The sequence below is a fragment of the Comamonas aquatilis genome, assembly GCF_965139575.1.
In the GTDB taxonomy this organism is placed as follows: domain Bacteria; phylum Pseudomonadota; class Gammaproteobacteria; order Burkholderiales; family Burkholderiaceae_C; genus Comamonas; species Comamonas aquatilis.
Window position 1 is genome coordinate 104,237 of record NZ_CBCSIW010000006.1, and the last position, 11,395, is coordinate 115,631.

Annotated in this window: 13 protein-coding genes; 8 read left to right on the forward strand and 5 right to left on the reverse strand. The window is 61.2% G+C overall.

Translation table 11 applies throughout. The features are described 5' to 3' along the window. The first annotated feature begins 41 nt into the window (after positions 1 to 41). The 4 genes from atpA to ACNAZA_RS10200 all read left to right on the forward strand — a co-directional run bounded on the left by atpA (position 42) and on the right by ACNAZA_RS10200 (position 4,430). Positions 42 to 1,601, forward strand: coding sequence for a F0F1 ATP synthase subunit alpha (gene atpA, locus ACNAZA_RS10185; protein WP_120965914.1), 1,560 nt, complete (start codon positions 42 to 44; stop codon positions 1,599 to 1,601). A gap of 18 nt (positions 1,602 to 1,619) precedes the next feature. Next, positions 1,620 to 2,486, forward strand: a complete 867-nt coding sequence (atpG, locus tag ACNAZA_RS10190; RefSeq protein ID WP_415796480.1) for a F0F1 ATP synthase subunit gamma — start codon at positions 1,620 to 1,622, stop codon at positions 2,484 to 2,486. Positions 2,487 to 2,520: 34 nt separating this feature from the next. Further along, complete coding sequence (gene atpD / locus ACNAZA_RS10195; RefSeq protein ID WP_120965918.1) at positions 2,521 to 3,930, forward strand: F0F1 ATP synthase subunit beta; 1,410 nt, start codon at positions 2,521 to 2,523, stop codon at positions 3,928 to 3,930. Positions 3,931 to 4,013: 83 nt separating this feature from the next. After that, positions 4,014 to 4,430, forward strand: a complete 417-nt coding sequence (locus ACNAZA_RS10200) for a F0F1 ATP synthase subunit epsilon (RefSeq protein WP_120965920.1) — start codon at positions 4,014 to 4,016, stop codon at positions 4,428 to 4,430. Between the two features lie 165 nt (positions 4,431 to 4,595). Here the strand turns inward: ACNAZA_RS10200 and ACNAZA_RS10205 are convergent, their stop codons facing one another. After that, positions 4,596 to 4,862 carry a hypothetical protein gene (locus ACNAZA_RS10205; protein WP_120965922.1) on the reverse strand — a complete coding sequence of 89 codons (267 nt, stop codon included), beginning with the start codon at positions 4,860 to 4,862 and terminating at the stop codon, positions 4,596 to 4,598. A gap of 166 nt (positions 4,863 to 5,028) precedes the next feature. Between ACNAZA_RS10205 and ACNAZA_RS10210 the strand changes: the two genes are divergently transcribed. Continuing rightward, positions 5,029 to 5,742 (forward strand): DUF1294 domain-containing protein, encoded by a 714-nt coding sequence (locus ACNAZA_RS10210; RefSeq protein ID WP_415796481.1) that lies wholly within the window; start codon positions 5,029 to 5,031, stop codon positions 5,740 to 5,742. Positions 5,743 to 5,797: 55 nt separating this feature from the next. Here ACNAZA_RS10210 and ACNAZA_RS10215 read toward each other — a convergent pair whose 3' ends face one another. Genes ACNAZA_RS10215 through ACNAZA_RS10225 form a run of 3 tightly spaced genes read right to left on the reverse strand, consistent with a single transcriptional unit; the run spans position 5,798 to position 7,906 of the window. After that, a complete protein-coding gene (locus ACNAZA_RS10215) occupies positions 5,798 to 6,334 on the reverse strand; it encodes a TPM domain-containing protein (protein ID WP_415796482.1) in 537 nt (178 codons plus the stop codon). Position 6,335: 1 nt separating this feature from the next. Continuing rightward, the gene (locus tag ACNAZA_RS10220) at positions 6,336 to 7,256 is read right to left on the reverse strand and encodes a TPM domain-containing protein (RefSeq protein WP_415796558.1); all 921 of its coding nucleotides are present in this window, start codon (positions 7,254 to 7,256) and stop codon (positions 6,336 to 6,338) included. A 32-nt stretch (positions 7,257 to 7,288) separates the two neighbouring features. Next, entirely contained in the window at positions 7,289 to 7,906 is a 618-nt protein-coding gene (locus ACNAZA_RS10225) for a LemA family protein (protein ID WP_415796483.1), read from the reverse strand. Between the two features lie 123 nt (positions 7,907 to 8,029). Here ACNAZA_RS10225 and ACNAZA_RS10230 point away from each other — a divergent pair, with 123 nt between their 5' ends. From ACNAZA_RS10230 to ACNAZA_RS10240, 3 genes are read left to right on the forward strand one after another with little or no spacing between them, the layout of a single operon-like run. Further along, on the forward strand, positions 8,030 to 8,785 hold the full coding sequence (locus tag ACNAZA_RS10230; RefSeq protein ID WP_415796484.1) for a Rossmann-fold NAD(P)-binding domain-containing protein: 756 nt from the start codon (positions 8,030 to 8,032) through the stop codon (positions 8,783 to 8,785). Continuing rightward, positions 8,785 to 9,786: a YheT family hydrolase gene (locus tag ACNAZA_RS10235; protein ID WP_415796485.1), complete on the forward strand. Its 1,002-nt coding sequence runs from the start codon at positions 8,785 to 8,787 to the stop codon at positions 9,784 to 9,786. Before ACNAZA_RS10230 ends, ACNAZA_RS10235 begins: the two co-directional genes overlap by 1 nt. An 8-nt stretch (positions 9,787 to 9,794) precedes the next feature. Next, a complete protein-coding gene (locus ACNAZA_RS10240) occupies positions 9,795 to 10,361 on the forward strand; it encodes a DUF2946 family protein (protein ID WP_415796486.1) in 567 nt (188 codons plus the stop codon). A 112-nt stretch (positions 10,362 to 10,473) separates the two neighbouring features. Here ACNAZA_RS10240 and ACNAZA_RS10245 read toward each other — a convergent pair whose 3' ends face one another. After that, positions 10,474 to 11,337, reverse strand: coding sequence for a c-type cytochrome (locus tag ACNAZA_RS10245; protein ID WP_415796487.1), 864 nt, complete (start codon positions 11,335 to 11,337; stop codon positions 10,474 to 10,476). Positions 11,338 to 11,395: the final 58 nt, after the last annotated feature.

The window sequence follows — 11,395 nt, forward strand, 5'->3', positions numbered from 1 at the left end:
GCTTGAGGTCTCGGCTAAACACAAGAAAGAAGGAAAGAGTCATGCAACTCAATCCCGCAGAAATTTCTGAATTGATCAAGAGCCGCATCGAAGGGCTGGCTGCAAGCACTGACGTCCGTAATCAAGGCACTGTAGTGTCGGTTACCGACGGTATCGTGCGCGTGCACGGCCTGTCCGACGTGATGGCTGGCGAAATGCTGGAATTCCCCGCAGGCGCCGATGGCCAACCTTCCTATGGTCTGGCTCTGAATCTGGAACGCGACTCCGTTGGCGCCGTGATCCTGGGTGCTTACGAGCACATCTCCGAAGGCGCTACCGTCAAGTGCACGGGCCGTATTCTGGAAGTGCCCGTGGGCCCCGAACTGGTCGGCCGTGTGGTGAATGCTCTGGGTCAGCCTATCGACGGCAAGGGTCCCATCAACGCCAAGATGACCGACGTGATCGAAAAGGTTGCGCCTGGTGTGATCGCACGTCAATCCGTGGATCAGCCTCTGCAAACCGGTATCAAGTCCATCGACTCCATGGTGCCCGTGGGCCGTGGTCAGCGCGAACTGATCATTGGTGACCGTCAGACCGGCAAGACTGCCGTGGCTATCGACGCCATCATCAACCAAAAGGGTCAGGGCGTTACCTGTATCTACGTTGCGATCGGCCAAAAGGCTTCTTCGGTCAAGAACGTGGTGCGCGCTCTGGAGCAAGCTGGCGCGATGGAATACACCATCGTCGTGGCTGCTACCGCCTCCGAATCTGCTGCCATGCAGTACGTGTCTGCCTACTCCGGCTGCACGATGGGCGAATACTTCCGTGACCGTGGCGAAGACGCACTGATCGTTTATGACGATCTGTCCAAGCAAGCCGTGGCTTACCGTCAAGTATCGCTGCTGCTGCGCCGCCCACCAGGCCGCGAAGCTTTCCCCGGCGACGTGTTCTATCTCCACAGCCGTCTGCTCGAACGCGCCGCTCGCGTGAACGCCGACTACGTGGAAGCCTTCACCAAGGGCGCCGTGAAGGGCAAGACCGGTTCTCTGACCGCTCTGCCTATCATCGAAACCCAAGCCGGTGACGTGTCTGCCTTCGTGCCTACCAACGTGATTTCGATCACCGACGGTCAGATCTTCCTGGAAACCAGCCTGTTCAACGCCGGTATCCGTCCCGCTATCAACGCCGGTATCTCGGTGTCGCGCGTGGGTGGTGCTGCTCAGACCAAGCTGGTCAAGGGCCTGTCCGGCGGTATCCGTACCGACTTGGCTCAGTACCGTGAACTGGCTGCGTTCGCGCAGTTCGCTTCCGATCTGGACGAAGCAACCCGCAAGCAACTGGACCGTGGTGCCCGCGTGACTGAATTGCTCAAGCAAGCTCAGTACAGCCCTCTGTCTACCGCCTTGATGGGTACATCGCTGTTTGCCGTGAACAAGGGTTTCATGGACGACATCGAAGTCAAGCAAGTGTTGGCCTTCGAAGCTGGTCTGCACCAGTTCCTGAAGACCAGCCACGGTGCCCTGCTGGACCGCCTGAACGAAAAACGTGCTTTCGACAAGGAAGGCAAGGACGAAGCTGAATTGACCGCGGCTGTTGCTGCGTTCAAGAAGTCGTTCGCTTAATCCGGACGAGGAGCCATCATGGCAGCAGGTAAGGAAATACGCGGCAAGATCAAATCGGTGGAAAACACCAAGAAGATCACCAAAGCCATGGAAATGGTGGCTGCATCCAAAATGCGCAAGGCGCAGGAACGGATGCTGGCTGCCCGTCCATACAGCGAAAAAATCCGCAACATTGCAGCCAACCTTGGTCAAGCCAACCCTGAATATGTGCATCCGTTCATGCAAGTGAACGATGCCAAGAAGGCCGGCGTCATCGTAGTGACGACCGACAAGGGCTTGTGCGGCGGCATGAACACAAACGTGTTGCGTGTCGTCACGACCAAGTTGCGCGAGCTGCAGGATGCGGGTGTTTCGACAGAAGCAGTGGCCATCGGCGGCAAGGGACTGGGTTTCCTGAACCGCGTCGGTGCCAAGGTGGTCTCCCACGCTACAGGCCTGGGTGACACGCCCCATCTCGACAAGCTGATCGGGCCGGTCAAGGTGCTGCTGGATCAATACGCTGAAGGCAAGCTGAACGCTGTGTACCTCTCGTACACCAAGTTCATCAACACCATGAAGCAAGAGTCGGTGGTGGAGCAATTGCTTCCACTGTCGTCCGAAAAATTGCAAGCCGAGAAGACGGGTGCAACCTGGGAATACATCTACGAGCCTGACGCCCAAAGCGTCATTGACGAACTGCTGGTTCGTTACGTGGAATCCCTCGTGTACCAGGCAGTGGCGGAAAACATGGCGTCCGAGCAATCGGCGCGCATGGTGGCCATGAAGGCCGCAACCGACAACGCTGGCAGTGTCATTGGTGAGTTGAAGCTGGTCTACAACAAGACGCGTCAGGCAGCGATTACGACCGAATTGTCGGAAATCGTGGCAGGCGCCGCCGCTGTGTAAACGGCTTTAACAAACAAACAGATTGGAGCAAAGAATGGCTCAAGTACAAGGCAAGATTGTTCAATGTATCGGCGCCGTGGTGGACGTGGAGTTCGCTCACGGCCAGGTGCCCAAGGTGTATGACGCCTTGAAGCTGGAAGGTTCGGCCCTGACCCTGGAAGTTCAGCAACAGCTGGGCGACGGCGTGGTGCGTACCATTGCCCTGGGTTCTTCGGACGGCATCAAGCGCGGTCTGATGGTGACCAACACCGGCAACCCCATCACCGTGCCCGTGGGCAAGGCGACTCTCGGTCGTATCATGGACGTGCTGGGTAACCCCATCGACGAACGTGGCGACGTGGACCAGACCCTGACGGCCCCTATCCACCGCAAGGCTCCTGCGTACGACGAACTGTCGCCTTCGCAAGAACTGCTGGAAACCGGCATCAAGGTGATCGACTTGATCTCTCCTTTCGCCAAGGGCGGCAAGGTGGGCCTGTTCGGTGGCGCCGGTGTGGGCAAGACCGTGAACATGATGGAACTCATCAACAACATTGCCAAGGGCCACGGTGGTCTGTCGGTGTTTGCTGGTGTGGGCGAGCGTACCCGTGAAGGTAACGACTTCTATCACGAAATGTCGGACGCCGGCGTGGTGAACCAAGAGTCGCTGGGCGACTCCAAGGTTGCCATGGTGTACGGTCAGATGAACGAGCCCCCAGGAAACCGTCTGCGCGTTGCGCTGACCGGCCTGACCATGGCTGAAGCTTTCCGTGACGAAGGCAAGGACGTGCTGTTCTTCGTGGACAACATCTACCGCTACACACTGGCCGGTACCGAAGTGTCCGCTCTGCTGGGCCGTATGCCTTCCGCCGTGGGCTATCAGCCTACCCTGGCTGAAGAAATGGGCAAGCTGCAAGAGCGTATTACGTCCACCAAGGTCGGTTCGATCACTTCCATCCAAGCCGTTTACGTGCCTGCCGATGACTTGACCGATCCTTCGCCTGCTACGACGTTCGCTCACTTGGACTCCACCGTCGTGCTGTCCCGTGACATCGCTTCGCTGGGTATCTACCCCGCTGTGGATCCTCTGGACTCCACCAGCCGCCAGCTGGATCCCCAAGTGGTGGGCGAAGAGCACTACACCGTGGCCCGCCAAGTGCAGGGCACGCTGCAGCGCTACAAGGAACTGCGTGACATCATCGCGATTCTGGGCATGGACGAGCTGGCTCCTGAAGACAAGCTCACCGTGTCCCGCGCTCGCAAGATCCAGCGTTTCCTGTCGCAGCCTTTCCATGTGGCCGAAGTGTTCACTGGCGCTCCTGGTAAGTACGTGGCTCTGGCCGAAACCATCCGTGGTTTCAAGATGATCTGCGCCGGCGAAGCCGATCACCTGCCCGAGCAGGCCTTCTACATGGTTGGTACCATCGACGAAGCCTTCGAGAAGGCCAAGAAGCTGGCCGCCTAAGGTGAAACACGGGCAAGAGGCGCGCAAGCGTCTCCTGCCTGTACACCTGAAGCCCAGATTCCCACCTTTTCCAAGGAGCCAAGATGAACACCATCCACGTTGATGTGGTCAGTGCCGAAGAGTCCATCTTCTCCGGTGAAGCGCGCTTTGTCGCCTTGCCCGGTGAAGCGGGCGAGTTGGGCATTTATCCCCGCCACACACCGCTGATCACCCGCATCAAGCCGGGTTCGGTTCGCATCGAGATGCCCGATGGCAAGGAAGAGTTTGTCTTCGTTGCCGGCGGCATTCTGGAAGTGCAACCCAACTGCGTGACCGTGCTGTCCGACACCGCCATCCGCGGCAAGGATCTGGACGACGAAAAGGCGCAAAAGGCCAAGGCTGCTGCCGAGGAAGCCCTGAAGAACGCCAAGAGCGAGCTGGATCTGGCCAAGGCCCAATCCGAGCTGGCCGTCATGGCTGCTCAGATCGCTGCTCTGCGCAAGTTCCGCCAAAAGCGTTGATTGCTTTCGCACAAGGCTCGGCTTTGTGCGGATGCCAAAAAGCCACCAGCTCTGGTGGCTTTTTTTATGCTTGTACTGCTATTGATTAAATAGCTGTTGATGCACAAAAGAAAAGGGCTTGAAGGTGTTTCTCCTTCAAGCCCTTGGGTTTAGCTGTTTGGCAGCTCAGTTGCAGCTGGCCTGGTACACATAGACCACGGAATTGTCGATCGGATCGACCGTGCGTGACTTGTGCGTCACGGCCTTGGCGGGAGCGGGGCACAGATTGCGGATCTGGGCTTCGCACTTCTTGGGATCATCGACCTTGAGCTTGCAGCTCAAAGCGTAGTCGTATTCCTCGGGCGTTGCAGCGCCCCGGGGGCTGATGGACGAGCAAGCGCTCAGTGCCAGAGCCGAGCCGATGATGGCGAGAGAGAACAGAGATTTCTTCATGTTGGTGCTTTCGTCGGTAAATCGTTGCCGCCACGACGCTATCACAGTCGGCCGGTGTTCGGAGCAAACCACGAATTGTGGCGCAAGCCGCCGAGGGCGGTGGCTGGATTGGCAGCTGGTCGTTGATTTGCGACAATCCGGCGCTTTGAACCAGTGGAGTGCGTGCATGCGCTACAGCGGAACCTTGGCGCAATGGAATGACGAGCGCGGCTTTGGCTGGATAGAGGCCGATGAGGGTGGCGAGCGCGTCTTTGTGCACATCAGCGCTTTTGAGCCGCGTCCGCCGGCCGACCAGCGCCCGCAAACAGGCCAGCGTCTGCTGTTTGGCGTGGGAATGGATGCCGGCAAAAAGCGGGCGCAGCAGGTGCTCTGGCGCTTGAATGCATCGGGCGCTCGTGCAGGTAGCCGCACCACCTTCGCCAGCCCAACCCCGTCTCGTCAGCGTGCGCAGCGCGCCGCTGAACGCAACAGCTCGCGCCAGGCCGCAGCTGCGGGCACCTTGCGCATACCCAGCCGCTGGAGCTATGGCGCTTTGCTGCTCTGGCTGGGGCTGATGCTGTTGGCCGCTGTGCAATGGGGCGTTCCGCGCCTGATCTGGCTGGCCTATGGCGGCATGAGCCTGCTGACCTTCATGGCTTACTGGCAGGACAAATGGGCGGCGCAGCAAGGCCGCTGGCGCACGCCGGAAAAAACCTTGCAGACCCTGGCCCTGGCCTGTGGCTGGCCAGGTGCCGTGCTGGCCCAGCAATGGCTGCGACACAAATCCAGCAAGGCCCGCTTTCAGGCCTTGTTCTGGCTGGTGGTGCTGATCAATGTGGCGGCCGTGCTGTGGCTATGCTCGCCTTACGGACGCCATCTGCTGGGCTTGTTTCAGGCTTGAATGGCCTGAAGCCATTGTGTGTATTGCGCTGGCAGCTATTGAATTTGATAACTTGTTAGCCTGGTAGATGGCGCTCGACCACGGGCCTGTCGGGCAGTCCATCCTGTGCTGCAGTGCTGCTGCCCGGCAGACGGGGAAAGCGTTCTTCGAGCTGGCGGCTGACGCGCTCCAGTGCGCCTCGCAGGCCCGCGGCATAGTGACCGCCCTGGAAGGCCGAGCGCATATCGCTGATCAGCGTTTGCCACTGCTCCTGGCCCATGGTGCGATGCAATGCCCGGTCGGCCACGATTTCGATGGCATGGTCGGCCATCAGCAAATAAATCAGCACGCCATTGTTGTGCTCCGTATCCCAGACGCGCAGCTTGCTGAAAAGCGAGATGGCGCGCTGGCGTGGCGTGGCATGCTCCCAGATATAGCTCCAGGGCAGGCCCGCCTCCACGCAGATGCGCACCTGGCCGGTGTGGCGCAGCTCGCTTTGGGCAATCAGCTGTTCCAGCTCTGCCAGCACGGCAACCGGCAGGGCCTGATTGAGTTGCCGCTCGGCCCAGCGATGGCGTACCAGCCTTGCCAGGCGATGAAAAATAGTGCTCATCTCACCAATCCCCCGAGGCGCCGCCGCCACCAAAGCTGCCGCCGCCACCCGAGCTGAAGCCGCCACCGCCGCTGCTGCCTGAGCTCCAGCCGCCACCACCGCCGCCACTGCTGATGTAAGGCCCGCCACCGCCTCCACCGCGCGAGAGGTTGGAGAGCAGGGTGAAGATCAGGCCCAGAAAGGCGGCAAAACCCGCAATCAGCAAGCTGGTGGTGAAAAAATAGGCGGCCAGACCGGCCACGCCACCCACCACCAGCGATCCCAGAAAGCGCCCAAAAATGGCGCGCGCAACGGCAATGCCTATGGGAAAGCCAAAGAACAGCAGAGGCAGGAGGAATTCCGCATAGTCGCTGAACGGCGTGCTCGACGAGGAGGAGGGCCGTGGCGCTGGAGCCGGCAGGTTCTCGCCGCGAATCAGCATGCCCATCTGGTCAATCGCATCCGAGAGGCCGCCCGCGTAGTCGTTGGCGCGGAATTTCGGCTTCATGGCGTTGTCGATGATGCGGCTGGCCTGCAGGTCGGGAATCGCCCCTTCCAGCTTGCGTGCCACCTCGATGCGCATGCGTCTGTCGTTCTTGGCCACCAGGATGAGCACGCCGTCACCTATGTCCATGCGGCCGATCTTCCAGCTGCTGGCCACGCGCCAGGCGTAGGCGGCAATGTCTTCCGGTGCCGTGGTGGGGACCATGAGCACCACCACCTGCGCGCCCGTGCTGTCTTCCAGCGCCTTGAGCTTCTGGCTCAGCGATTGCTGCTCGCTTTCGCTCAGCGTCTGGGTCTGATCCAGCACGCGGGCCGTGAGCGCGGGTACGGGCTGAAGCTGGGTGCTGGGGGCCTGGCTGGTTTGTGCGTGGCCGGGCAGCAGCCACAGCCATGCAAAAACAATAGCTGCCAGCGCATGCCACAAGCGCATCATAGGCATGTTTGACACAGAGTTTGCCTATGGATGGCCAGTTACTTGCTGCCAGCCGGTGCCGCAGGTGCGGAGAAGTCCACCTTGGGCGGGCTGGAGATTTCGGCTTCGTTTTGCACCGTGAAATTGGGCTTGACGGCGTAGCCGAACACCTTGGCGGTCAGATTGGTCGGAAAGCTGCGCGCCAGCACGTTATAGGCCTGGACCGTGCCTATGTATTCGTTGCGGGCCACGGTGATGCGGTTTTCCGTGCCTTCCAGCGTCACGCGCAAATCGCGGAAGCCCTGGTTGGCCTGCAGCTGCGGATAGCGCTCGGAGACCACCATCAGGCGCGAGAGGGCGCTGGACAGCTCGCCTTGTGCCTGCTGAAATTTGTTGAAGGCTTCGGGGTTGTTGATCAGCTCGGGCGTGGCCTGGATGGAGGTGGCTTTGGAGCGGGCCTCGATCACCTTGGTCAGCGTGTCCTGTTCGAAACTGGCTTCGCCCTTGACCGTGGCCACGATGTTGGGCACCAGGTCTGCGCGGCGCTGGTACTGGTTGAGCACCTCGCTCCAGGCGGCCTTGGATTTTTCATCCAGGCGCTGGAAATCGTTGTAGCCGCAACCGTGCAGGGTGAGCAGCGACACCATTGTTGCGAACAAGAGCAGCCAGCGTTTCATGGGTTCATCCATTCACGATAAAAGAGAGCAAACAATAGCATATGGCCTGGCATGAGGCGATGGCAGCGGCGGCAGGCCGACCGCGCGCCCAAGGCCGACCTTGAACAAGCTAGCATTGCCGTCATGACCGCTGTCTCTCCCATGGATGCTCTGCGCGCCGCCTCACGCCCCACGGTTGCAATGCCTGCCGGGCCGCGCATGCTGCTGGCCGGCGCCACGGGCTCGCTGGGCAATGAAGTGCTCAACCGCCTGGTGGGCGGGCAAAGCTATGCGCAAGTGCAGGTGCTGGCCCAGTCGCCCTATATAGAGGCTGTGCGCGGCATGCAGCTGCTGCAGGTGCCGGGCAATGAGCTGAGCCGGTGGCCGCAGGTGGTGGCCGATGTGGGGGTGATCATGTTTGAGCCGCCGCGCGCCTTCTACCAACGCGAGCGTGCGCTGTGGACGCCCCAGCCGCAACAGCTGGGCGGCGTGGCGCGCTGGATGCACGGCTGTGGCGTCAAGAGCCTGGCCGTGGTGCTGCCCCACGAAATGGGACGCTTGCCCGAGGCCGTCAAGCACGGGCTGGCCAATCTGGATGAGCATGAGGTGGCGGCGCTGGGGTTCGAGCGGCTGATCTTTGTGCGTTCGGCCATGGAAGCGCCCCGGCCCGCGCCCGCTGATTTCTTGCAGAGCGTGGCGCAAATGCTGTTCTCCGCCTGGAGCTATATGGTGCCGAGCACTGAACGGCCCGTGCGCGCCGTGCATGTGGCCAGGCTGGTGGATGCCGCCTTGAACCAGGCGCCCGCTGGCATTCATGTGGCGCCGCCGGAGCTGGTATGGCGTTCGGCACAGAAAAATGCCTTGCAGCCAGAGCTCAAGGCCTGGCTGGACAGGGGCTGATGCAAAATTTTCGAGCCCCCTGGTGGCTGCCCGGCGGCCATCTACAAACCATTTGGTCGGCGCTGGTGGCGCGGCGCAGCCTGGGTGCGCAAGCTGCCTTGCCCTGGCGGCGCGAGCGCTGGGAGACTCCCGATGGCGATTTTGTCGATGTAGATTTTTTGGCTGTGCCGGCAGCTAGCGCTGCGCCTTTGCTGGTGCTGTTTCATGGGCTGGAGGGCTCGTCCTCCAGCCACTACCCGCAAGCCATGGCCCAGGTATGTGCCGCCAAAGGCTGGCAGCTGGCCGTGCCGCATTTCCGGGGCTGCAGCGGCGAGCCCAATCGCCTGCCGCGTGCCTATCACTCAGGGGATGCGGACGAGATAGCCTGGGTTCTGGCCCGCATGAAGCTGCGCGCCGCTGGCGACATGCTGGCCATGGGTGTCTCGCTGGGCGGCAATGCGCTGGCCTGCTGGGCCGCCTTGCAGCAAGAGCAGGCCAAAGACTGGATCCGTGCCGCCGCCGTGGTCTGTGCGCCGCTTGATTTGACCGCCGGCGGCAACCGTCTGGGCAAGGGTTTGAACCGCTGGCTCTATACCCGCATGTTTTTGCGCACACTGGTGCCCAAGGCGCTAGGGAAATGGGAAAAATCGCCCGGCCTGTTCGACAAGGACGCGCTGTTGCGCGCCAGGGATTTGCGCGCCTTCGATGATGTGTTCACCGCCCCGGTGCATGGCTTCAAGGACGCCGAGGATTACTGGTGCCGCGCTTCGGCCAAGCCGCTGCTCAAGAGGGTGCGCCTGCCCATGCTGCTGCTCAATGCGCGCAACGATCCTTTCGTGCCCGAAGACAGTCTGCCAAAGGCATCCGAAGTAAGTGAATGCATACATTTGTGGCGGCCTTTGCATGGCGGTCATGTGGGTTTTGCCAGCGGGCGCTGGCCCGGTCATGTGCTGGCCATGCCCCAAGCCGTGGCAGACTGGCTGGAGCAGCAGTTAACAGATCAGAAAACCGGCAAGGAGTAGAGACACCCATGGACGATATCGTGAAGCAGGCCATGGCCAAATGGCCGAATGTGCCCGCCTGCTATGGCTGGCTGGGTCTGGATGCACGCGGTCAGTGGTGGCTGCGCGATGAGCAGGCCCAGGCCTGTGGCGCATTTGCCAGCGGCGTGAGTGGTACCCGAGGTTCGCTGGTACAGCATGAAAAGCTGATGGACTTTATAGGCCGCAACTACATGGCCGATCTGGCTCAGGGCGACGGCCGCTGGTTTTTTCAGAATGGCCCGCAGCGCGTTTATGTGGAGCTGGAAGCCACGCCCTGGATCTGGCGTCTGCACTGCACCGACGAGGGGCTGCAGCTGCGCAGCCATACCGGCCAGGTGCTGCAGGCCGCCGATATCGAACAGGTGCTGATGGATGAGCTGGGTCAGTTGTATCTGGCGCTGCCCCAGGGCCTGGGTCTGGTGCACACCCAGGATATGCTGGATGCGGCCACGGCCATGGAGCGTGGCTGGTTGGCCGAGCCGCAGATCGAGCAGGCCGCGCAACTGCCGGCGCGGTTCGGTTTTGTGCCCAGTCCGCAGCTGGCACAAGCCTGAGACACCTGTTTTGATAGCGGTTGACGCTTGGTGAACCAGGGCTGTAGCCTTGTTTGACTGTAATTTTCAATAAAAAAGCCGGCAATGCGCAATTGCCGGCGGGAGGCGCTGATTATTTGGCGGCATCCACCATGTACTGAATGGCGGCCTTGAAATCGGCATCCGAAGCGGTGGAGCCGCCTTTGGGTGGCATGGCATTCACGCCCTTGGTGGCCTTGGCCACCATGGTGTCCATGCCCTGGGCGATAAACGGCGCCCAGGAGGCCTTGTCGCCAAACTTGGGTGCGCCGGCAATGCCGCTGCTGTGGCAGGTGACGCAAGTCTTGTCATACAGATCCTTGCCCACATTGCCTGCCGCCGGAGGTGCTGCAGCCACGGCAACAGCCGGTGCCGCTTCAGCGACGGGTGCTGCGGCCACCGGCTCGGCAGCGGGAGCTGCGGCAGTGACTGGTGCTGCATCGGCTGCAGGGGCGGCGTTGCCTCCAGCCTGAGGCTCGGCAAACTTGGCGCCGGCGGCATTGGCCATGTAAACCACGCCACGCGCGATCTCGATGTCATTGAATTCGCCGCCACCCTGGGCGGCCATGGCGCCTTTGCCGGCCAAGGCGGAGTGGACCAGCGCTTCAAGCCCTTGCTTGAGGCGCGGGCCCCAGGCGGCAGCATCTTCAAACTTGGGTGCACCGGCAGCGCCGGTGGCGTGACAAGCCGCACACTGGCCTTTGTAAACCTCTTCGCCGGCACGCAGAGGGCGGTTGGCATCGCGCAGTTCCACAGAGCCCACTTTTTGCAGGCGCTGGGCCTTGGACAGTTCGGCGTGGCCTACACCGGCTCCGGTGGTCTCGGCGGAGGTGACGAACTTGACCAGACCGATGATCACGAACACGGGAACCACAAAAGAGAAGAAGACGGCCAGGAGCAGATGCTTGGGGTTTTTGATGGGGCCGGTATGGGCTTCTTCGTGGGGTTGTTCGCTCATGAAGTCCTCTGTCGTCGTGGGGAAGGTGTTAGCAAAACATTATAGGAGTGGGGTTATC

Excerpts from the sequence above, each read along its gene's own strand:
- atpD (WP_120965918.1), top strand. The coding sequence starts at position 2,521 with ATGGCTCAAGTACAAGGCAAGATTGTTCAATGTATCGGCGCCGTGGTG.
- ACNAZA_RS10200 (WP_120965920.1), top strand. The coding sequence starts at position 4,014 with ATGAACACCATCCACGTTGATGTGGTCAGTGCCGAAGAGTCCATCTTC.
- ACNAZA_RS10215 (WP_415796482.1), bottom strand. The coding sequence starts at position 6,334 with ATGAGCACTATTTTTCATCGCCTGGCAAGGCTGGTACGCCATCGCTGG.
- ACNAZA_RS10205 (WP_120965922.1), bottom strand. The coding sequence starts at position 4,862 with ATGAAGAAATCTCTGTTCTCTCTCGCCATCATCGGCTCGGCTCTGGCA.
- atpG (WP_415796480.1), top strand. The coding sequence starts at position 1,620 with ATGGCAGCAGGTAAGGAAATACGCGGCAAGATCAAATCGGTGGAAAAC.
- ACNAZA_RS10235 (WP_415796485.1), top strand. The coding sequence starts at position 8,785 with ATGCAAAATTTTCGAGCCCCCTGGTGGCTGCCCGGCGGCCATCTACAA.
- ACNAZA_RS10245 (WP_415796487.1), bottom strand. The coding sequence starts at position 11,337 with ATGAGCGAACAACCCCACGAAGAAGCCCATACCGGCCCCATCAAAAAC.
- ACNAZA_RS10240 (WP_415796486.1), top strand. The coding sequence starts at position 9,795 with ATGGACGATATCGTGAAGCAGGCCATGGCCAAATGGCCGAATGTGCCC.
- ACNAZA_RS10210 (WP_415796481.1), top strand. The coding sequence starts at position 5,029 with ATGCGCTACAGCGGAACCTTGGCGCAATGGAATGACGAGCGCGGCTTT.
- ACNAZA_RS10220 (WP_415796558.1), bottom strand. The coding sequence starts at position 7,256 with ATGCCTATGATGCGCTTGTGGCATGCGCTGGCAGCTATTGTTTTTGCA.
- ACNAZA_RS10225 (WP_415796483.1), bottom strand. The coding sequence starts at position 7,906 with ATGAAACGCTGGCTGCTCTTGTTCGCAACAATGGTGTCGCTGCTCACC.
- ACNAZA_RS10230 (WP_415796484.1), top strand. The coding sequence starts at position 8,030 with ATGACCGCTGTCTCTCCCATGGATGCTCTGCGCGCCGCCTCACGCCCC.
- atpA (WP_120965914.1), top strand. The coding sequence starts at position 42 with ATGCAACTCAATCCCGCAGAAATTTCTGAATTGATCAAGAGCCGCATC.